The sequence below is a fragment of the Microbacterium sp. 20-116 genome (genome assembly GCF_041079415.1).
GTDB lineage: Bacteria > Actinomycetota > Actinomycetes > Actinomycetales > Microbacteriaceae > Microbacterium.
This window is the reverse complement of sequence record NZ_JBFYGP010000001.1, coordinates 772,728-791,241: the sequence shown is the minus strand read 5'-3', so window position 1 is coordinate 791,241 and position 18,514 is coordinate 772,728. Positions and strand designations below refer to the sequence as shown.

Here is an 18,514-nt window from a genome sequence, read left to right as displayed (position 1 = left end):
CGTGTTCCTAGAAGAAGAGGGAGAGGGGATGCCGCGGTGCGAGACGAACACGCGCAGCTGACCGCGCTGTACGACGCGCACGCGACCCCCGTCTGGCGCTACGTCGTGAGCCTCACCGGTGATCACGCGGGAGCCGACGATCTCGTACAAGAGACGCTGCTGCGCGCTTGGCGGACGCCTCGGGTGATGAGCGACGATCCCGCGAAGCTGCGGTCGTGGATGTACACCGTCGCCCGCAACCTCGTCATCGACGAAGCGCGCAGCGCGCGGCGTCGGCACGAGCATCCGGTCGACGAACTGCCCGAGGTCGTCCGCGACGACGACACCGACGCGATGTTCGACGCCCTCCTCGTGGAAGAGGCGCTCGCCACCCTGACTCCTGACCACCGCGCCGTCATCGTCAGCGCTTACTACGGTGGGCGCAGCGTCGCTCAGGCCGCCGAGGAGCTCGGCATCCCGGCCGGAACCGTCAAATCGCGACTGCATTACGCGGTGCGGGCATTGCGGCTCGCGCTGCAGGAGAGGGGGGTGACCCGATGAACGACGAACACGATCGCCTGTCGATGTCAGACGGCGCCTACGTGCTGGGGGCCCTGTGTGCCTCGGACCGCGCCGAATTCGAGGCTCACCTGGCGGTGTGCGCCGAATGCCGCGCGTCTGTGGCCGAGCTCGCTCCCACCGCGGGCCTTCTTTCCCGGCTTTCCCCCGAGCGGGCTCGAGCGCTCAGCGCGACGACCGGACCTATTCCGCTGGCCTCACCCGACCCGGCTCTGCGGGGACGCGTCGTCGAGGCCGCCCGACGTCGTCGCACGCGCCGCGTGGCAGTGTGGACGCTCGCGGCATCCATCGCCCTGGTCGCCGTCGCGGTGCCGAGCGTCTTCGCCGTGAACAGTGCGGTGCAGCAGTCCTCGGGGACGGTCTATGCCCTCGACGACGTGGCCGGCGCGCCACTCGAAGCCTCGGTCAAGCTCACGTCGGCGCCCTGGGGCACTCGCATCGACCTCGTCTGCCAGTACACGGGGCAGGTGCTCGACGCCCCTCCGGGCGACTGGCCCTACGCTCTCGCGATCACCGACGACTCGGGCACGACGAGCGTGCTCTCGACCTGGCGCGCCGACCCGGGCTCGACCACCGAGCTGAGCGCCGGCACCGACCTCTCCGCCTCCAACATCGGTGCGGTCGAGATCCGATCGCTCGACGGCGACACCGTCGTGATGCGGCGGGAGTTCGAGTGACCCGCTCGTCTGCCCGTCGTCCTCCGACGATCTAGCATCGATCCATGCCTCACCTCGTTGCCGTCTGCGCCGTCCACAGCCTGCACCCGGATTCCGGATCCGTCGGGGTGACGGCGATCGACAAGCGCGCCATCGAGGGGAGCGTGCGCGTCGGCAAGCTCGGCATCCGCTCCGACGTGCAGGCGAGTCGAAAGCACCACGGCGGGCCGGACAAGGCGGTCTACGCCTACGCCGAGGAAGACGCGACGTTCTGGGAGCGTGAGCTGGATCGCGAGCTGCATCCCGGCTGGTTCGGCGAGAACCTGCGCATCGCGGGACTCGACGTCAATGGTGCGCGTGTCGGCGAGATCTGGCGCATCGGCGACACCGTCGAGGTCGAGGTGACGATGCCGCGCACCCCGTGCGCGACCTTCGCGCGATGGGTCGGCGGCTCGACGGCGCGGGGCTGGGTGAAGCGCTTCTCCGACGAGGGGCGGCTCGGCGCGTACCTTCGGGTCCGTCGCGCGGGCGACGTGCGAGCCGGGGATGCCATCGAGGTGCTGTCCTCGCCCGAGGGGGCGCCCACCGTGCTCGAGGTGTACCGGAGCTGAGCCGCGTCGTCTCACGGGTGGTCGGCGCGCCGAGACGGCATTTCGCTGACAGTTCGGTTGCAGCCTGACGCCGGATCGTCAGCGAGATGCTTTTTCGCCGGACCGAAACGCCCGGCCCGGGGCTCGGCATCCGGAAACGACGAACGCCCCGGCTCGAGCCGGGGCGTTCGCGCAGACGTGTTCGGTCAGTGCTGGGACTGGCCGTACGAGCCGAGCTGCTTCGTGGCCTCGACCACGCGGACGGCCATCGCCGACTCGGCGACCTTGCCCCAGGCGCGGGGGTCGTAGAGCTTCTTGTTGCCGACCTCTCCGTCGAGCTTGAGCACGCCCTCGTAGTTCGAGAACATGTAGCCCGCGATCGAGCGCGTGAAGGCGTACTGGGTGTCGGTGTCGATGTTCATCTTCACGACGCCGTTGGCGACCGCGAGGGCGATCTCTTCGTCGGTCGAGCCGCTGCCGCCGTGGAACACGAGGTCGAGGGGCTTGGCGCCGGTGCCGAACTTGGCGGCGATGCCCTCCTGGATCTCACCGAGCAGCTCGGGGCGGAGCTTGACGCCACCGGGCTTGTACACACCGTGCACGTTGCCGAAGGTGAGGGCCGAGATGTAACGACCGTTCTCGCCGAGACCGAGGCGCTCGACGGCCTTGGACACGTCAGCGACGGTCGTGTAGAGAGCCTCGTTCGAGCCCTCGTGCTGCACGCCGTCTTCTTCGCCGCCGACGACGCCGACCTCGATCTCGAGGATGGCGTTGATGTTCTTCATGCGGGGAAGGAGCTCCGCCGCGATGTCGATGTTCTCGTCGAGAGGAACGGCCGAGCCGTCCCACATGTGCGACTGGAAGATCGGGTTGCGGCCGGCCTTGACCTCTTCCTCAGAGGCTTCGAGCAGCGGCAGGACGAAGCCGGGCAGGGCGTCCTTGGGGCAGTGGTCGGTGTGGAGGGCGACCGTGATGGGGTAGTTCTTCGCGACCTCGGTCACGTACTTGGCGAATGCGAGAGCTCCGGTGGCGCGGGCCTTGACGGTGTGGCCTGCGAAGTAGTCGGCACCGCCCGTGGTGACCTGCAGGATGCCGTCGGAGCCGGCCTCGGTCAGGCCCTGGAGCACGGAGTTGATGGTCTGCGAGCTCGAGACGTTGATCGCGGGGTACGCGAAGCCGCCGGCCTTCGCGCGGTCCAGCATGTCGGCGTACTGCTCAGGGGAAGCGACGGGCATGGAGGTGCTCCTTGGTGTTGTCGGGACACCGTCACTCTAGCGAAGCCACCGGATCGTGACGCGGCGGGCACGGCAGGAAGAGGACACTTCTGCCGAACCGTTAAGAACCGTGATTCCTTCGTTGCACATCCGGTCAAATCCGGCGATTGTCCACGCTTTGCTGGATACAGTGGCCGCATGGTGAGCCTGACTGCCGACATGAGCCCTTTGCACCCCGACCGCAACCTGGCGCTCGAGCTGGTGAGAGCGACCGAGGCGGCGTCCATCCGTGCGGTCCCGTTCATCGGCCGGGGCGACAAGGAAGCCGCTGACGGAGCGGCCGTCGACGCGATGCGCGCGTTCTTCAGCACGGTCAACTTCGACGGAACGATCGTGATCGGTGAGGGCGAGAAGGACAACGCGCCCATGCTCTACAACGGTGAGCGCGTCGGCAGCGGCCGCGGACCCCAGTGCGATGTGGCCGTCGACCCGATCGACGGCACGTCGCTGACCGCCGCGGGGCGCCAGAACGCCCTCTCGGTCATCGCCGTCTCGGATCAGGGCACGATGCTCGACGCATCGAGCGTCTTCTACATGGACAAGCTCGTCACGGGCCCGGCCGGAGTCGGCGTCGTCGACATCCGACTCCCCATCGCCGAGAACATCCGCCTCCTGGCGAAGGCGCTCGGCAAGCCCGTCGACGAGATCGTGGTGTCGGTGTTGAACCGTCCGCGGCACGAGAAGCTCATCGCCGAGATCCGCGAAGCCGGGGCCGGCACGCGGCTCATGAGCGACGGTGACGTCGCCGGCGGCATCAACGCCGCCCGCCACAACGCCCGCACCGACATGTGCGTCGGCATCGGCGGCAGCCCCGAGGGCATCGTGACCGCGTGCGCGATCAAGGCTCTGGGCGGCCACATCCAGGGTGTCCTGGCCCCGCGCAACGACGACGAGAAGGAGAAGGGCCGGGATGCCGGCCTCCAGGTCGACGGCGAGGTCTACGAGGCCGATGGTCTGGTGAAGGGCAAGAACACGATCTTCGTCGCGACGGGCGTCACCGACGGCCAGCTCGTGCAGGGTGTGCGTCGCGAGGGGGACTTCCTGTACACCGAGAGCGTCGTGCTGCGTGGCGCCTCGGGAACGCTTCGCCGCATCTCGTCGGAGCACCTGACGTCGAAGTGGCTGTGACGTTTGGGCTGACGCTTCGGCGTTGAGTCGCTGGGCGGACGCCACGGCGTTGACGTCACGGCGCTGACGCCACGGTGCTGACGCCACGGTGCTGATGTGCGAGTGCTGACGCCACGGCGCTGGGGTCTCGCTAGGACTCTGGAGTCGGTGTCGCGATGTCGTCGTGAGCTTGTGTTGGGGGCTTTCCGTCCGAGACACCTCTGATCGTGAGACTGCATCTCGCTGACAGATCGGTTGCAAGTCGCAACTGTCTTGTCAGCGGAATGCCGTCCCGGCGGTGGGGCGGGGGCCCGGCGTCCGAGCACGCTCCGGCGCCCGGGGGAACCGGCGACGTGCCGAGAGTCCCGCGATGTGCAGATACAGCCGGGCGTGTCGTGACGCAAGCGTGACCGGCCCGGGAGGCCGTGTCTGGCAGAATCGAACGCAGTGTCAACGGCGACGCTGTGTTCTTCCGAGACCCGAAGGGGGATCGTCCATGGCAGCTCCGACGAATCACACCGCACCTCAGACAGGTGCACAGGCGGTCATCGCCAGCGCGGTCGATCCCGCGCGTCGACCGGACGTGCTGTTGCGCGTGCGTCGCGACGAGGGTCACGAGGTCAGCGCGTGGTGGATGGTCGGCGCGTTCGTCGCCGTTTCGACCGCCGTGGTCAGCCTGCTGAGCTGGGTTCCCGGCGGCGCCTGAGCCGCACCGCCGTCGTTCCGCTCGCTCCTGTGAACGCGGCGATGGGCGCGTGACCCTCTACGACTCGTCGTCGAAGAGACCCGCCCGCTCGCGAATGGCTCCCACATCGGCGTGCGCCGTCGCCTGGTCGCCCGCGGTGTCTTCCCGTGGAGCGTCGCCGTCCCCCATCTCGATCATCTCGGGCGCCGTCCACCGACGCGGTGCCGCTTCGAGAGCGGCGGGCGCGGAAACCGCGTCGAGCTTCGTCTCGTCGATACCGGGAAACTTGCGCGCCGTCACGAGTACCCGCGACTCCAACGATCCGGCGAACCGGTTGTAGCTGTCGACGGTCTTCTCGATCGCCCGTCGCAGGTCGTTCGCGTGCTCGGCGAGCTTTCCGACGCGTTCGTACAGCTCCGTGCCCAGCGCGAAGAGCGTCCGGGCTTCGTCGGACACGTCCTGCTGGGTCCAGGTGAACGCGACGGTCTTGAGCACCGCCCACAGGTTGACGGGGGAGGCAAGAGCCACGCGTCGCGTGAAGGCGTAATCGAGGAGGGTCGGGTCTTCGTCGAGGGCCGACGCGAGCAGCGACTCGCTCGGGAGGAAGCACACGACGAACTCCGGGCTCGTGGTGAGGCCCGCCCAGTACGCCTTCTTCGCCAGAGCATCGACGTGCGCGCGCACCGCTCTCGCGTGCTTGGCGAGAAGCGCCGCACGACGGGCCCCCTCGTCGCCGTGCGCCGTCACCGGAATCGCGCTCGCCTGCAGATACGCGTCGAGGGGGGCCTTGGCATCCACCGCCAGGGACTTGCCTCCGGGGAGGCGCACCACCATGTCGGGGCGACCAGCACCGGCGTCGCTCGAGATCGCCGTCTGCAGGTCGAAGTCGACGTAGCGCGTGAGCCCGGCGGCTTCGACGACCCGGCGCAGCTGGGTCTCGCCCCAGACGCCCCGCGTGGTCCCGGAGCGCATGGCAGAGGCGAGCGACTCGGTGGTCGCGCGAAGGGCCTCGTCGGCTTCGCGGGACAGCCGTAGCTGCTCGCCGAGGGCGGAGTACTGCTCGACCCGGTCGCGCTCGAGGCCATCGACCTTGCGCTGCATGGCGTCGAGCGTCTCGCGTACCGGGTCGAGCGCGCGCAGTACGGTCTGCTCCCGGCGCTCGCGCTCTTCGCGGGCCGCTTGGTCGGCGCGCGATTGACCCACGAGCTCGCGGTACAGCGAGATCTGGTGGTCGAGCTGCGCCTGCACGCCGTCGCGCGCGGTCTCGGCCGCGGCCACCCGTGCGCCCAGGGCCTGCTCGCCGACGGCGTGGCGGGCGGCGGTGCGCGAGGAACCCACGAAGCACCCGCCGACGACGCCGACGGCGAGGGCGAGGATCGCGAAGACGAGAGCGATGGCATCCATGGGGTCAGCTTGCACCAGACCTCCGACATCGCCGGAGAGACTGTCCGATGGGGGTTAGGCGACCGCCCGCTCGGCGGGCTCGGCGACGATCTGCGAGACCCGCACGCCCAGATGCGCAGCCAGGGCGTGCACGTCATCGACGCCCGCGCGGCGGGCGCAGTCGATCGTGATCTCGGCACAGGCGACGGCGTCGGCGAGAGCGTCGTGGTGCGCGAAGGGGGAGCAACCCGCCTCGGCGGCGACAAGCGGAAGGCGGTACGAATCGAGCGTGTACGTCTTGCGAGACATCTGCACACTGCACATGTAGCGGTACGGCGGGCACTCGTCGCCGGTCGCGGCGCACGCGCGACGCAGCACCGACATGTCGAAGCCTGCGTTGTGCGCGACCAGGACGTCGGCTCCCGCGAAAGCGGTCAGACGCTCGAGCTGCGCCGACCAGTCGGGGGCGTTCACCACGTCGGAGGGCTGAATGCCGTGGATCCCGACGTTGATCGGGGCGAAGTGGTCGTGACCGGCGGGAGGCTTTATCACCCAGGCCGCGGTTGCGACGACACGGCCGTCGCGGACACGGGCAAGACCCACCGCGCACGCCGACGCACCACTGGAGTTCGCCGTCTCGAAGTCGATCGCGGTGAAGTCCAAAGCCACGAGACCACACTGCGGCGGGACCGCCGTGTCGCGGAGGAGGCGCGCCGGGGCGGGTTCGCACAGCCGCTGATGTATGCCCGACCCCGGAGGCGGCCTGCCCGTGCCGTCGCGCGGAGATCATCGACGACACGCCGGCCTCTGGCATCCGCCCACGTCGTGTCGCCCCCAACTCCGCGGGACGGATCGCGGGCGGCGGGTCGTTCGCGCCCCGCCACCCCTTTCGACCGCGAACGGGGCATGTCGGAGGGGCGGCGTAGGGTCGGGGACATGACCGATCGCGAGAAGTCGACCTCGTTCGGGCAGGCGGCCTCCGCCTACGAATCCGGGCGTCCGGGGTATCCCGCCGAGGCCGTGGCGTGGTTGCTTGCGCCCGTGCGGGAGCCGGGCCGCGCGCTCCGCGTGGCCGACGTCGGCGCGGGGACGGGCAAGCTCACACGCGCCGTCGTCGAGCTCGGCGCCGACGTGGTGGCGGTGGATCCGGACGCCGACATGCTCGCGATCCTGCGAGAGAACGCGCGGGGCGTGCCCACGTTCGTCGGGACGGCCGAGAATCTGCCCCTGCCCGATTCCGGCCTGGACGCCGTCGTCATGGGTCAAGCCTGGCACTGGGTCGACGTCGAGCCGGCGTCTCTCGAGACCGCCCGCGTGCTGCGCAGCGGGGGAGTGCTCGGGCTCATCTGGAACATCCGCGACGAGCGCGTCGACTGGGTGCGGCGGCTCACCGCGGCCATGGGCGGCTCGAACGCCGAGGCCCTTCTCGCCACGGGCGGCCCACGCGTCGCCGAGCCCTACGCCCACCTCGAGCACCGCGAGTGGTCATGGGAACGGCGCATCACCCTGCCGCAGTTGCGTGACCTGGTCGTCTCGCGCAGCGACATCATCACGGCCAGCCCCGAGAAGCGCGCGGGCATCGAGGCCGCGGTCGACGGGGTCGTGGCATCCGTTCCCGAACTCGCCGACGGAGGGTCGGTCGCGTTGCCGTACGTGACCCACGCGTTGCGCGCGCGGCGGCCGTGACGCGAGTGGCCGGTCTCCGGGCCGGGTAACCTGGACTCCCGTGGCTCTTACCATCGGAATCGTCGGCCTTCCCAACGTCGGAAAATCGACCCTCTTCAACGCTCTGACCAAGAACTCGGTGCTCGCGGCGAACTACCCGTTCGCCACCATCGAGCCCAACGTCGGGGTCGTGAACCTTCCCGATGTGCGCCTGCAGAAGCTCGCCGACGTGTTCGGCAGCGAGCGGCTCGTGCCCGCTGCGGTGTCGTTCGTCGACATCGCCGGCATCGTCCGCGGCGCGAGCGAGGGCGAGGGCCTCGGCAACCAGTTCCTCGCGAACATCCGTGAAGCGGATGCCATCGCTCAGGTCGTCCGCGGATTCGCCGACGACGATGTGGTCCACGTCGACGGTTCGGTCAACCCGACCAATGACATGGAGACCATCAACGCCGAGCTGCAGCTCGCCGACCTCCAAACGCTCGAGAAGGCCATCACCCGGTACGAAAAAGAGGTCAAGGGCAAGAAGCTCGACCCCTCGGTGCTCGAAGCCGCGAAGGCCGCGCAAGACGCCCTACAGCGCGGCGTGCTGCTGTCGGCATCCGGAATCGACCTCTCGCCGATCCGCGAACTGGGACTGCTTACCGCGAAGCCGTTCATCTTCGTCTTCAATGTCGACGAGGCAGTCCTCACCGATCAGGCTCGCAAGGACGAGCTCGCCGCGCTGGTCGCACCCGCCACGGCCGTGTTCCTCGACGCGAAGATCGAGTCGGAACTCATCGACCTCGACCCTGAGGACGCGGCCGAGCTGCTCGCGTCGACCGGACAGGACGAGTCGGGCCTCGACCAGCTCGCCCGCATCGGGTTCGACACACTGGGCCTGCAGACCTACCTCACCGCAGGCCCCAAGGAAGCGCGTGCCTGGACGATTCCGCAGGGCGCGAAGGCGCCGCAGGCCGCTGGTGTCATCCACACTGACTTCGAGAAGGGCTTCATCAAGGCCGAGGTCATCTCGTTCGACGACCTCGTCGAGCTCGGCTCGGTCGCCGAGGCCCGCGCGAAGGGCAAGGCGCGTCTCGAGGGCAAGGACTACGTCATGCAGGATGGCGACGTGGTGGAGTTCCGCTTCGGATCAACATCTACCTCGAAGAACTGACCGGCACGCGATGCGGGCTTCTGCCTCAGTGAACCTGGTAACACGACTCAGACACCGGAGAGCGCTTCGGGCTCTCCTGCGTGCTCACTATGAAACACCGTGGCCGGAGAGCGTCGAGCGGGGTCTCGATTTCGGTGAGATCGACCCGGTGATGGCAGATGCGGACATCTACGGCTGGGCGGTCGCCTCTCTGAATGGCGACCTTAATCAGGACGATTGGCGTCGGCTATCGGCGCTCATTGACCGCGTGGAGCGCTCCATCCCCGTGCTACCCGAAGCCGGTCGCGACTACTTCAACCGACTCGCCAAGTTGGGGCGGAGTGCCGTGGAGTTCCGCTTCAACAATTGAGCGATCGGCGCGATGCCCAGGTCTGCGATGAGGGCGGGAGTATCGACGGGGCGGATATCGACCCCGTAAGCTGACGAACCACTTCGGGGGGAGAGGCTCATGACCATTCAGGTTGATACGTCGGTGGTTCGAGGGGGCGGCGAAGCGTGTTTGCAGCTCGCTGATGACGTGGGTCGTGCGCTGGAATACTTCGATAACCACATCGACAAGGCCCAGTCGTGGGCGGGTGGCGCGTTGATTCAGTGGCTTCTTTCGGAGCATAGTTCTTATGCGTCCAGGGTTGATTCCGGGCTCGTGCGATCGAAGGCGTTGATGATCGCCTCAGGCGGGGCTTTAGACGATGTCGCTCGGCGCTTCGACGAAAACGAGTACGACGCTCAGGTCAGCGTTCGCGACCTGTTCGATGATCTTGATCCCAGCGTGGCGACGGCGCCGATCGACGGGAGCACCGAGCGTCAGAGCATCGCCCTCGGTTCTCCGAGCGCGGCGCTTGCGCCACCCGAGTCTTCCGTGGCTGACCCAGCTTTCGCCGTCGTGTGGAACATCATCAACTGGCCGGACTACATCTCCTTGTCCTACTGGGGTCGGCAGCTTCTAAATGCGATATTCCAGATCGTTGCGCCGTCCCTCACTGGAGGTCAGGACCTGTTCGAATTTCTCGCCCAGAAGCTCGGCGGCGATTGGGACAAGGTCGCGCTGGCGGGAAGCGCTTTCGGTCATCTCGGAGATTTTTTTGACGGCCTTGCCGATACGGTCCACAACCTTGCGGTAGATGTATTCGCCGCCTGGACCAGCGGAGAGAGCGCCGACCGTGCTGGCGAGTACTTTGCAGAACTTGCGGCGGCGTTCGCCGCCCAACCGGAGGTGTACGGCGACCTCGCGTCGAAGTACTCCAATGCGGCGTGGGCAGCTTTCGGAGCGTGTCAGGGCTTGCTGTCTGCGCTCGATGCGGCCGTCGATGCGCTCGTCGTTTTTCTGATGGGATTCGCCTCTGTCGGCGAGGCGCTCGCGGCCATCTTCAGCGGGGGTGCGACAGCTGTGCCGGCGGTCGTCTCTGCCGTGATCGCGGTTGTGGAGGCATTTTCAAGTGCGTGGGGTGCCATGATGACGACGCTCTCGCTGACGATCGCGGTAGGGGCGACCCTCGGCTCTGCCACCACCACCATTGAATTCGTCCCGCTCCCGGAGGTCTGACGTGAATCTTCCTGACGTCTCGGCGGCGCTGCTGCGCACGACCGGCGACGACTTCGTCTCGAATCTGAAGAAACGATTGCTCGCGCTCGCCGACGCGACCGACGACGAGGCGTATGCCAGTCGACTACGACTGATCGCCAGCGGCAAGCGACCTCTACGGACGCTGCTGCACGACCCTCAATGGCGCGAGTCGTTCGACTCCCGCATGCCCGAAACCGTGGAGCTGCCCGTCATAGAGCCGGAGCAGCGCCGCGCCCTCGACGAGGCCGTCGAACAGGCTCGCCGTCGCATGCTGATGCCGACGCGAGAGGAAGTCGCTTCCGATGTCGCCGACGTTATGCGCCGTGCTGTGGCTACACGGGACGCGATCAGCGACGACGAGCGCAGTGGCTGGCAAGTCGTGCACGATCCGGGTAATGATGCGAACGACCCCGCAGCGTTCAAGCGATGAATCCCGAAACGTCTGTCATTGCGCGCTACAACGAGGCCAAGCGTGCAGCGGTCGAACACACTCTGCGGAAGGTGGTGCGCGCACAGGGAGTCGCGGCGGTAGCTCTTGCAGTGGTCTGGGGATTCGTCACGCTGCTGCCGATTGCGGTCGTGGCCGCGGACGGACAGGTGATGGCGACGCTCGTGCTCGCATTGACGCTCGTGGTCCCTCTGGCAATCGGCGCGTTGGGCGTGCGCCAGCTCAGGCGAAGGCCGCGTATGCCCGAGGTCGCGGTCGCGATCACCCCGACGAGCGTGCAGTTCCCCGCCCTCGAACGACCGTCTGCTCTCGCTCCCCGGGTGCGTGCTGAGCAGTGGGTCCGCGAGGGCACGACCGCCGAGATCCGCCCGCCGTCCGGTCTGTTTCAGACGCCGCTTGTCGTCTTCACTCGGCAGGACGGCCGCAAGCTGCTGCGCCGCACGGTCTCCGCCGAGAACCTGGATATTGATCCGCGGATCCTCGTCGATGCGCTCGGCGGAACGGGTTCCGCCTAGCGCGATCATCCCGGGCTTCCGCGCCATGCGGCCGGCGGCTCCGAGGTCGGGTTCATCGAGGCGGAGGTCACCTCGTTCGATGGCCTCGTCGAGGTTGGCTCGGTTGCCGAGGCCCGAGCGAAGGGTAAGGACAACGTCATGCAGGATGGCGACGTGGCGGAGTTCCGTCACAGTTAAGCACCACGGGTCGATGAGATTTCTGCGTTCGCGCGTTCTTCGCAGAGCGCTGCGTGCGCACTTCAGCGTTGCGTGGCCTGAGGTCGTAGAGCGTGGAGCCGAAGCGGACGAGCTTGATCTCGTGATGGCTAATGCAGACATCTAGGGGCGGGCTGTGACTTCGCTGCGTAGAGGACTCACTGAAACGGAGCGTGCGGAATTTCGTTCCCTCACCGACCGCCTGGAAGAAGTGCTCCTTGCTCTGCCTGAAGATGCTCGCGAGTACTTTGCCAGGTTGGTGACGTTGGCCCGAATCGCAGTGGAGTTCCGCTTCAACGATTGAACGGGACTGTTCCCCGGACTTCTGCCTATGGGCAGGTAGCTTCGTCGTCGTGACGGAACCGAGGGATTATGAACCGCTCGATCCTTCGTTGAGCTCCTACCACCACGCGGTCTGGACGCTTTCCGTGGACGGTGAGCTCCGAGGTCATGTCGCGTGTGTGGTGTCGGAGATGATGTTTCCTCGGAGAGCCCCGTGGCTGTGGTTCCTGGTCGTCTGGATCGATGGGCGGAGGGAGTTCCCCTTCGAGGATTACGGGTCGGGCTGGTACACCCTCCGCGAGATCGATGCGGGTTTTCTCGACTACCACCTGCCGAGCGTGACGGCGGAGAGGCGATTCTTGTGGCGCCGCATCCGGGTAGATCAGCATGGCGCGCCTCAAAAATTCGAACTCGAGAAGCTCTCCGCATCAGTCGCCCGACGTCGCTGGGAGGAGCTTGGGCTCAGTGACGACCAATTCTGACGGACCCCGCTAGGGTCGGGCACGTGACCACCCCCGAGCCCGCCCGCATCGAAGACCTCGCCTCCTTCGCCGCAACGAATGGCTGGACCTACGAGGCCACCGCGGAGCCTCCCGCGCTCTCGGGTGACATGGGGGAGTACGCCACGGCGGGCAACGTCCAGGACCGCATCACCGGGCCGGGGTGGCAGGCCGGCCGGATCGTCGGCGGGGCGAGGAAGGCCGAGAACGTCCGCCAGAGCGGGATCGTCACGATTCGGACGAGCGTGTCGGTGAACGTGCCGGTGAAGAGCATCAACCTCGGCTACCTGGCGATCCGGTTGCCCAGACAGCTGCCGCACTTCGTGCTCGATGCGCGGAGCAACGACGGCATCCTGTCGTCTCTGCAGCACCGACCGCAGCGCAAGCAGCGACTCTCGCTCGAGGGCGACTTCGACGCGCACTTCCATCTCTTCGCACCGAGAGGGTACGAGCGCGACGCTCTGTACGTCTTCACGCCCGACCTCATGGGTCTGTTGATCGACGAGACAGGCGATCTCGACGTCGAGGTGCGCGACGACATGCTGATCGTCTACCGCCCGGGTGGCTTCGACCTGCACGACCCCGCAGTCTGGGAGCGCTTCGCCCGCATCCGGGCCACGGTGGGCCGGAAAGCGTGGACCCAGACCGACGGGTATAGCGACGATCGCGCGGCGCCGGGGCTGTCGGCATCCGTCGGTCCCGAGGGGCGCCGGCTGAAGCGCAGCCTGCCGCGCTGGGTGTGGATCGGGATCGGGATCGCCGCGGCTGCCGTGCTCGTTCCGGTGGGGATCCTGATCACGGTGTTCAGCGTGGCGACCTCGCTCTGAGGCGACGTCAGGCCCCCACGGCCTCCCGCGCCCGACGCGCGAGCTCGGAGCCGTCGATGCCCGGCCACCCATGAAGCCCTTCGGCGTGCGAGGGCGGCAGCGCCTCGGCGCCCCAGACCGCACCCGCCAGCGAACCGGCGATCGCGGCGACGGTGTCAGTGTCGTTTCCTCCACGGACGGCACGCTCGATCGCGTCTAGAGGCGAGGCCGCACCGGCAACCGCCGAAAGTGCACCCTGGAACGCCCGTACGATCCAGCCGTTCGCCTGCTGGAAGTCCCGCGGATGGCGGCCCTCGGTCGCCTCGATCAGGTCGGCCCAGTGATCCCGGCGCTCGGCGGGCACGAGGTCGAGCTGCGCGCGCATGTCGAGCTCTCCCGTCAGGATGCCGTGGCGGACGGCCCCGCACCACAGGGCGCACGCGTCGAGATTGTCGTCTTCCCAGTGGGTCAGGCGGGCGACGGCACCGGCCGCCGCGGCCATCTCCGCGCGGGCACGCTCGAGGTAGCCGAGGGCCAGGGGTCCGGTGCGCATGAGCGAGCCGTTGCCTCCGCTGCGACCCGATGCGTCGTGCACGGCACGAGAGGCCGCGGTGATGGCATCCATTCGTCCGCCGGCGGGGATGCGGGACAACACCTGACGCGTCTGCGCTCCGACGTCGAGCGCGTCGCGAGCCCATTCCTGCCAGCGGCGGACGATGGTCTCAAGCGACCCGGCGTCTTCGAGCCGGTGGCCGGCGGCGAGTTCGTCGAGGATCGGGACGGCCATGCTCGTGTCGTCGGTCCACTCGCGCTCGCCGTGGCCGAAGTGGCCGCGGCCGAAAGCGGGGATGACGTCGTCGGCGAGCGCGGGGCCGAACTCGTACGCCGAGCCGAGGGCGTCGCCCGCGGCGGAGACGAGCACCGCACCGACAGCGCGATCGACCTGGGCGGGGGAGAGGCTGGTCATGAGGTCAGCCTAGGAGGGCGCCCTCTCAGATGTCGCTGAAGTCGTTCGCCGGCAGGATGATCTGGACCACCGAGTCGCCGTCGAGCACGAGCATCACGTACTCGCGGCCGACCTCGCCCGGGCGCTGCAACGACTGCGTCCCGGGGGCATCGCGCGTGTCCAGCCGCAGCTCGGTGGAGTCGAAGCCCTCCGTGGCGCCCGCCGCGACGGCTTCGGCGCGGGTCGAGCCGACACCGATGCCCCCCGTGGTGACGATCGGATGGCCGGACACCGTGGGCGTGGACACGCGAACGGAGGCGGCCCGTGTGGATCCGTCGTTCGGCACGGTCAGCGTGAACCCGGGCCACTCAAGAGCGGTGAGCTCGAGGGCGCCGCCGTAGGGGCCTTGCACTGCCGACCGCGTGGGAGCCGTGCCGAGCGCCGCCGTCCAGGCGTCCACGGCGTTCAGCGTGTAGTCGAGGGTCGACCCCGCGGCGATGGAGGCGCCGTCGAGAGAGACGATCAGGACGGCATCGCTCGCCGGTGCTACCGCGCCCGCGGTGGGCGAAGGCGTCGGGGTCGGCTTCACGGTCGGTGTGAACGCCGGCGTGGCCGCGTCCGTCGTCACCGGTTCCGGAGCCGGCGGCGGGACGCAGGCGCTGAGCCCGAGGGCGGAAACAACCGCGATCGTCAGGATAAGAACCGAGCGCCTCATCCTCGAACGCTACCGGCGGAGCGGGTCGCTCTCAACGGGCCGCGGGTGCATTCGCTCGTCCAGAGCTCGGGGTCTTGGCATCCTTTCGATGCGTCCTCGACGAACGGGGGCGTTCTCGGCGCTCAGCCCAGCTCGCTCGGATGGGTGAGGCGCCACCACAGGGTCGGCTCCTCGATCGCTCCCGAGATCTTGACGCTGGCGGAAGTCGTCTTCGGGCCGGCGGTCCAGACGACCGAACCGACCACCTCGCCGTCGGCGTAGTTCTGGGGGGTCGTCGTATCGAGGGTCACCGTCACCGGGGTGTCCGACCAGGTCCGGACCTTGGTGGTCTGCGCGAGCACGAGCGAGGCCTTCGATCCCCACGGCGTGGTGATCGTGCCGACGTCGTCGCCGACGGTTCCCAGCGGGATGTCGTGGAACCCGTCGCTGATGCTCTGCAGCAGCCCCCGCACATCTGCGTCGGTGCTCTCATGGGTCTCGCCGCTGAGCCGCACGCCCGTGATCTTCAAGGGAGAACCGATTCCCACGTCGAGCGACGAAGTGAACAGCAGATTGAAGGTGCCGTCACCGAGGTTGCCGGTCTTCAGACCCGTGATACCGAGCGTGCCCAACAGATCGTTGGTGTTGTAGACGGTGCCGACGCCGGTGATCTGCGCCGAGCGGGTGCCGGTGATCTGGGCGATGACGGGGTTCGCTTGCGCGAGTCCCGCGAGCGTGAGCAGATCCGTCGGGGTGCTGGCATTGCGCGGGTCGATGCCCGTGGCATCCACGATCCTGGTGTCGTTCAGGCCGTTCTTGCTCAGCCACGAACGGGCCGCCGACACGTACGCCCCCTCGGAACCGAAACCCCACCGGGCGACGGCGACGGCGTAGTTGGCGGCCGATGGTAGAAGCATGGTCGTGAGCGAGTCGTGCAGCGACAGCTTGAGCCCATCGGGCATCGGTGCGATGACCGCACCCTGCACGTAGAACTGGTCGTAGAGGTCGGTGTCGGCCTCGGTGTACGAGACGGTCGGACCGGGGTCCGTGGGGCCGGTCAGCGGGTGGGCGTCGAGGACGACGAGGGCGGTGATGAGCTTCGAAATGCTCGCGAGCGAGCGTGCCTCGTTCCCGCCCGAGGCGACGAAAGACTGGGCCGCATCGGGACCCAGGTACTCGGAGCCGCCGTCCACGCGCACCAGCGTCTCTCCGCCGGAGGGCACAGCGAGGGATGCCGGAGCGCCGGCGTTCGCGGTGGGAGCGTGCGAGGTGACGGTCGGGGCAGGCAGAGCTGCCGCAGACGCCCACCACACGTATCCGCCGCTTCCGCCGAGCACGACGAGTGTGACGACGAGGAACACGATGAGGACGACACGACCGGCCCGGCCGCTGCGCGGAGGCTCGTCGGGTGCCTTCTCGAGGAGATCGCCCAAGTCGGCGAGAGTGCTCACGAAAGTCCCCCACGGATGCCCACGTTCTGAATCTATTCATATCCGTGCCTCACCACGACCTGAATTTCAAGCCCCCCTTCGCCCGCGGGGTCGCCGACCTAGCGTGGACGCACATCGGGAGATACCCGAAGACCACAACGGGAGGAGCCGACCATGGGACTCGACGACAAGATCAAGAACGCCGCGGAGAACATTGCTGGCAAGGCGAAAGAAGCCACCGGCAAGGCGACGGACAACGAGCGCCTCGAAGCCGAGGGCCAGGCCGACCAGACCAAGGCTCACGTCAAGAAGGCCGGCGAAGACGTCAAGGACGCCTTCAAGTAAGTCGCCCTCCCCGAAATGCCTCGACCCCCGCGGGTCGGGGCATTTCGTCTGTTCGGATGAAATCGACGCACGGGATGCCGGGGTGCACCTGCCGCGGCCGGGATAATGGCGACATGACCGCTGCCGTTCCCACCGAGACCCCCACCGTGGTCTCGGGTACCCCCGTCGTTCTGCGCGCCCACGGCTACGAAGCCGCGATCGCGAGCGTCGGCGCCTCCCTCCGTTCTCTCACGCACGAGGGCCGCGACCTCGTCGTCCCCTTCGACGCCGACGAGCTGCGCCCCGCCTACCGCGGCACGACCCTCGCGCCCTGGCCGAACCGGGTGGTCGACGGCATCCATCACTTCGACGGTCTCGAGCATCAGCTGCCGTTGACCGAGCCGAACCGCGGCCACGCGCTGCACGGACTGCTGTCGTGGGTGGACTGGAACGTGCTCGAGGCGTCCGACGATGCGGTGACGCTCACTGCGACCGTCACCGCACAGGCCGGTTACCCCTGGTGGCTGGTGGTCTCGACCACGTACCGATTGGATGCCGGCGGCCTCACCCAGACCGTTCGCGCCACGAACCTGTCGGATACGCCGGCGCCGTGGGGCACCGGACCCCACCCGTATCTCGTCGCGGGTCCGGCGACGCTCGACGAGTGGACGCTCGGCCTGCCGGCCGACACCGTGCTCGAGGTCACGCCGGACCGGCTCGCGCCGGTGGCGCTGGCCTCCGTCACCTCCGACGCGGAGCGATTCGACTTCCGCGAGGAGCGGGTGCTGGGTGCCGTCGAGATCGACCACGCCTACACGGGGCTGATCCGGGATGCCGACGGCCGCGCGACCGTCACGCTCACCGATCCTTCGGGCAGCGGTGTGGCCATGAGCTGGGCGGGGGAGTGCGCGTGGGTGCAGATTCACACGGCCGACCTGCCGGACGGCCCGGGGACGCCGGGTCACCGCGCCGGCCTCGCCGTCGAGCCGATGACCTGCGCGCCCGACGCGTTCAACGACGACGCGTACGACTTCGACACGGGTGTCGTCTCGCTCGACCCCGGCGCCTCGCACGAAGCCGGGTGGACGATCTCGGCGCGCTGAGACCCTCGCAACGACAGAACCGCCCCGGAGCGATCCGGGGCGGTTCTGTTCGTACGGGCGGTCGGTCAGACGACCTGCGCGCCGCACATTCCGCAGTCGCCACCGGCCGAGACCTCGACGAAGCAGTCGGGGCACATCGCGCGCGTGGGGCGATCGGTGATCGGGGTGGGCTTCAGGCTGGGGGCGCGACGCTCCTTGGGCGCCGACGCGGCGCGGGCGCGGCGAGCCTCGATCGTCGGGGCGGGCGGCGGCGGGGGAGCGGCGGGCTTGTGCTCTTCGCAGTAGAACCGGACGAACCCGCCGTGGTGCTTGGGGTGGCGGTGCTTGACCGCCCACAGCTCGGTCCGGTCGTACAGCGGACCATCGGTGCCGCAGGCGACGCAGCGGGTGGCTTCGCCGGGAACGACCTCGGCGACGAGCACGGGAGCATCGAAGCGGATGGCATCTCGCCAGTCCTGCGACGAAACGATCTTCATGGGGGACCCTTCTGGGGCGGTTCGGGCCGCCCACTCTCAACGGTACGCTCCTCCCCACCCCGCCGGGGACGAGAATCGTGCGCGGAAGGGGTGGACAGCGCCCGAAGGCGCCCGGATAGGTTGGAGGGAATTCCCCCGCGCCGCGGTTCGCGGCGCCTGT

23 protein-coding genes and 1 pseudogene are annotated in these 18,514 nt (G+C 68.3%); 17 read left to right on the top strand and 7 right to left on the bottom strand.

What is annotated here, in order from left to right; translation table 11 throughout:
* Nucleotides 1-36 precede the first annotated feature (36 nt).
* From AB6V29_RS03855 to AB6V29_RS03845, 3 genes are read left to right on the top strand one after another with little or no spacing between them, the layout of a single operon-like run.
* Nucleotides 37-540: a sigma-70 family RNA polymerase sigma factor gene (locus AB6V29_RS03855; protein WP_369357121.1), complete on the top strand. Its 504-nt coding sequence runs from the start codon at nucleotides 37-39 to the stop codon at nucleotides 538-540.
* The gene (locus AB6V29_RS03850; protein WP_369357119.1) at nucleotides 537-1,235 is read left to right on the top strand and encodes a zf-HC2 domain-containing protein; all 699 of its coding nucleotides are present in this window, start codon (nucleotides 537-539) and stop codon (nucleotides 1,233-1,235) included. The genes AB6V29_RS03855 and AB6V29_RS03850 overlap by 4 nt, the downstream gene beginning before the upstream one ends.
* A 44-nt stretch (nucleotides 1,236-1,279) precedes the next feature.
* Nucleotides 1,280-1,825, top strand: coding sequence for an MOSC domain-containing protein (locus tag AB6V29_RS03845; protein WP_369357117.1), 546 nt, complete (start codon nucleotides 1,280-1,282; stop codon nucleotides 1,823-1,825).
* 185 nt (nucleotides 1,826-2,010) lie between these two features.
* Here the strand turns inward: AB6V29_RS03845 and fbaA are convergent, their stop codons facing one another.
* Entirely contained in the window at nucleotides 2,011-3,039 is a 1,029-nt protein-coding gene (fbaA, locus tag AB6V29_RS03840) for a class II fructose-bisphosphate aldolase (protein ID WP_210074264.1), read from the bottom strand.
* 177 nt (nucleotides 3,040-3,216) lie between these two features.
* Between fbaA and glpX the strand changes: the two genes are divergently transcribed.
* Entirely contained in the window at nucleotides 3,217-4,206 is a 990-nt protein-coding gene (gene glpX, locus AB6V29_RS03835) for a class II fructose-bisphosphatase (RefSeq protein WP_210074266.1), read from the top strand.
* Nucleotides 4,207-4,681: 475 nt separating this feature from the next.
* The gene (locus AB6V29_RS03830; RefSeq protein ID WP_210074268.1) at nucleotides 4,682-4,891 is read left to right on the top strand and encodes a UDP-N-acetylmuramyl pentapeptide phosphotransferase; all 210 of its coding nucleotides are present in this window, start codon (nucleotides 4,682-4,684) and stop codon (nucleotides 4,889-4,891) included.
* Between the two features lie 57 nt (nucleotides 4,892-4,948).
* Here AB6V29_RS03830 and AB6V29_RS03825 read toward each other — a convergent pair whose 3' ends face one another.
* Nucleotides 4,949-6,274 carry a DNA recombination protein RmuC gene (locus AB6V29_RS03825; RefSeq protein ID WP_369357116.1) on the bottom strand — a complete coding sequence of 442 codons (1,326 nt, stop codon included), beginning with the start codon at nucleotides 6,272-6,274 and terminating at the stop codon, nucleotides 4,949-4,951.
* A 54-nt stretch (nucleotides 6,275-6,328) separates the two neighbouring features.
* Nucleotides 6,329-6,922 (bottom strand): 3'-5' exonuclease, encoded by a 594-nt coding sequence (locus AB6V29_RS03820; protein ID WP_369357114.1) that lies wholly within the window; start codon nucleotides 6,920-6,922, stop codon nucleotides 6,329-6,331.
* Nucleotides 6,923-7,189: 267 nt separating this feature from the next.
* Here AB6V29_RS03820 and AB6V29_RS03815 point away from each other — a divergent pair, with 267 nt between their 5' ends.
* The 10 genes and pseudogenes from AB6V29_RS03815 to AB6V29_RS03770 all read left to right on the top strand — a co-directional run bounded on the left by AB6V29_RS03815 (nucleotide 7,190) and on the right by AB6V29_RS03770 (nucleotide 13,402).
* Nucleotides 7,190-7,939, top strand: coding sequence for a class I SAM-dependent methyltransferase (locus tag AB6V29_RS03815; protein ID WP_369357112.1), 750 nt, complete (start codon nucleotides 7,190-7,192; stop codon nucleotides 7,937-7,939).
* Between the two features lie 40 nt (nucleotides 7,940-7,979).
* Nucleotides 7,980-9,071, top strand: a complete 1,092-nt coding sequence (ychF, locus tag AB6V29_RS03810) for a redox-regulated ATPase YchF (RefSeq protein WP_369357110.1) — start codon at nucleotides 7,980-7,982, stop codon at nucleotides 9,069-9,071.
* Between the two features lie 151 nt (nucleotides 9,072-9,222).
* On the top strand, nucleotides 9,223-9,420 hold the full coding sequence (locus AB6V29_RS03805; protein WP_369357109.1) for a hypothetical protein: 198 nt from the start codon (nucleotides 9,223-9,225) through the stop codon (nucleotides 9,418-9,420).
* Nucleotides 9,421-9,519: 99 nt separating this feature from the next.
* Complete coding sequence (locus AB6V29_RS03800) at nucleotides 9,520-10,614, top strand: hypothetical protein (RefSeq protein ID WP_369357107.1); 1,095 nt, start codon at nucleotides 9,520-9,522, stop codon at nucleotides 10,612-10,614.
* Between the two features lies 1 nt (nucleotide 10,615).
* The gene (locus tag AB6V29_RS03795; protein ID WP_369357105.1) at nucleotides 10,616-11,065 is read left to right on the top strand and encodes a hypothetical protein; all 450 of its coding nucleotides are present in this window, start codon (nucleotides 10,616-10,618) and stop codon (nucleotides 11,063-11,065) included.
* Nucleotides 11,062-11,598, top strand: coding sequence for a hypothetical protein (locus AB6V29_RS03790; RefSeq protein WP_322476077.1), 537 nt, complete (start codon nucleotides 11,062-11,064; stop codon nucleotides 11,596-11,598). The genes AB6V29_RS03795 and AB6V29_RS03790 overlap by 4 nt, the downstream gene beginning before the upstream one ends.
* Nucleotides 11,599-11,640: 42 nt before the next feature.
* A pseudogene (locus AB6V29_RS03785) lies at nucleotides 11,641-11,775 on the top strand (DUF933 domain-containing protein); the annotation flags it as partial.
* Between the two features lie 154 nt (nucleotides 11,776-11,929).
* The gene (locus AB6V29_RS03780; RefSeq protein WP_322476076.1) at nucleotides 11,930-12,097 is read left to right on the top strand and encodes a hypothetical protein; all 168 of its coding nucleotides are present in this window, start codon (nucleotides 11,930-11,932) and stop codon (nucleotides 12,095-12,097) included.
* 49 nt (nucleotides 12,098-12,146) lie between these two features.
* Nucleotides 12,147-12,557 (top strand): hypothetical protein, encoded by a 411-nt coding sequence (locus AB6V29_RS03775; protein WP_369357103.1) that lies wholly within the window; start codon nucleotides 12,147-12,149, stop codon nucleotides 12,555-12,557.
* A 23-nt stretch (nucleotides 12,558-12,580) separates the two neighbouring features.
* Nucleotides 12,581-13,402 (top strand): hypothetical protein, encoded by an 822-nt coding sequence (locus AB6V29_RS03770; RefSeq protein WP_369357101.1) that lies wholly within the window; start codon nucleotides 12,581-12,583, stop codon nucleotides 13,400-13,402.
* 7 nt (nucleotides 13,403-13,409) lie between these two features.
* On the opposite strand, the gene AB6V29_RS03765 is transcribed toward AB6V29_RS03770, so the two are convergent.
* From AB6V29_RS03765 to AB6V29_RS03755, 3 genes are all read right to left on the bottom strand, one after another.
* Nucleotides 13,410-14,348 (bottom strand): ADP-ribosylglycohydrolase family protein, encoded by a 939-nt coding sequence (locus AB6V29_RS03765; RefSeq protein WP_369357099.1) that lies wholly within the window; start codon nucleotides 14,346-14,348, stop codon nucleotides 13,410-13,412.
* A 25-nt stretch (nucleotides 14,349-14,373) separates the two neighbouring features.
* Nucleotides 14,374-14,916: a hypothetical protein gene (locus AB6V29_RS03760; protein WP_369357097.1), complete on the bottom strand. Its 543-nt coding sequence runs from the start codon at nucleotides 14,914-14,916 to the stop codon at nucleotides 14,374-14,376.
* A gap of 248 nt (nucleotides 14,917-15,164) precedes the next feature.
* Nucleotides 15,165-16,472 (bottom strand): D-alanyl-D-alanine carboxypeptidase family protein, encoded by a 1,308-nt coding sequence (locus tag AB6V29_RS03755; protein ID WP_369357095.1) that lies wholly within the window; start codon nucleotides 16,470-16,472, stop codon nucleotides 15,165-15,167.
* Nucleotides 16,473-16,625: 153 nt separating this feature from the next.
* Here AB6V29_RS03755 and AB6V29_RS03750 point away from each other — a divergent pair, with 153 nt between their 5' ends.
* Together AB6V29_RS03750 and AB6V29_RS03745 are read left to right on the top strand one after the other, a co-directional pair.
* A complete protein-coding gene (locus tag AB6V29_RS03750) occupies nucleotides 16,626-16,796 on the top strand; it encodes a CsbD family protein (protein WP_103210933.1) in 171 nt (56 codons plus the stop codon).
* 113 nt (nucleotides 16,797-16,909) lie between these two features.
* Nucleotides 16,910-17,878: an aldose 1-epimerase family protein gene (locus AB6V29_RS03745; RefSeq protein ID WP_307455406.1), complete on the top strand. Its 969-nt coding sequence runs from the start codon at nucleotides 16,910-16,912 to the stop codon at nucleotides 17,876-17,878.
* Nucleotides 17,879-17,943: 65 nt separating this feature from the next.
* Here AB6V29_RS03745 and AB6V29_RS03740 read toward each other — a convergent pair whose 3' ends face one another.
* The gene (locus AB6V29_RS03740; protein WP_210074305.1) at nucleotides 17,944-18,354 is read right to left on the bottom strand and encodes a glucose-6-phosphate dehydrogenase; all 411 of its coding nucleotides are present in this window, start codon (nucleotides 18,352-18,354) and stop codon (nucleotides 17,944-17,946) included.
* Nucleotides 18,355-18,514: the final 160 nt, after the last annotated feature.

Coding starts and splice junctions, on each gene's coding strand:
- AB6V29_RS03800 (WP_369357107.1), top strand. CDS start 9,520: ATGACCATTCAGGTTGATACGTCGGTGGTTCGAGGGGGCGGCGAAGCG.
- AB6V29_RS03745 (WP_307455406.1), top strand. CDS start 16,910: ATGACCGCTGCCGTTCCCACCGAGACCCCCACCGTGGTCTCGGGTACC.
- AB6V29_RS03750 (WP_103210933.1), top strand. CDS start 16,626: ATGGGACTCGACGACAAGATCAAGAACGCCGCGGAGAACATTGCTGGC.
- glpX (WP_210074266.1), top strand. CDS start 3,217: ATGGTGAGCCTGACTGCCGACATGAGCCCTTTGCACCCCGACCGCAAC.
- AB6V29_RS03805 (WP_369357109.1), top strand. CDS start 9,223: ATGGCAGATGCGGACATCTACGGCTGGGCGGTCGCCTCTCTGAATGGC.
- AB6V29_RS03830 (WP_210074268.1), top strand. CDS start 4,682: ATGGCAGCTCCGACGAATCACACCGCACCTCAGACAGGTGCACAGGCG.
- AB6V29_RS03790 (WP_322476077.1), top strand. CDS start 11,062: ATGAATCCCGAAACGTCTGTCATTGCGCGCTACAACGAGGCCAAGCGT.
- AB6V29_RS03765 (WP_369357099.1), bottom strand. CDS start 14,348: ATGACCAGCCTCTCCCCCGCCCAGGTCGATCGCGCTGTCGGTGCGGTG.
- AB6V29_RS03850 (WP_369357119.1), top strand. CDS start 537: ATGAACGACGAACACGATCGCCTGTCGATGTCAGACGGCGCCTACGTG.
- AB6V29_RS03740 (WP_210074305.1), bottom strand. CDS start 18,354: ATGAAGATCGTTTCGTCGCAGGACTGGCGAGATGCCATCCGCTTCGAT.
- AB6V29_RS03825 (WP_369357116.1), bottom strand. CDS start 6,274: ATGGATGCCATCGCTCTCGTCTTCGCGATCCTCGCCCTCGCCGTCGGC.
- AB6V29_RS03815 (WP_369357112.1), top strand. CDS start 7,190: ATGACCGATCGCGAGAAGTCGACCTCGTTCGGGCAGGCGGCCTCCGCC.
- fbaA (WP_210074264.1), bottom strand. CDS start 3,039: ATGCCCGTCGCTTCCCCTGAGCAGTACGCCGACATGCTGGACCGCGCG.
- AB6V29_RS03845 (WP_369357117.1), top strand. CDS start 1,280: ATGCCTCACCTCGTTGCCGTCTGCGCCGTCCACAGCCTGCACCCGGAT.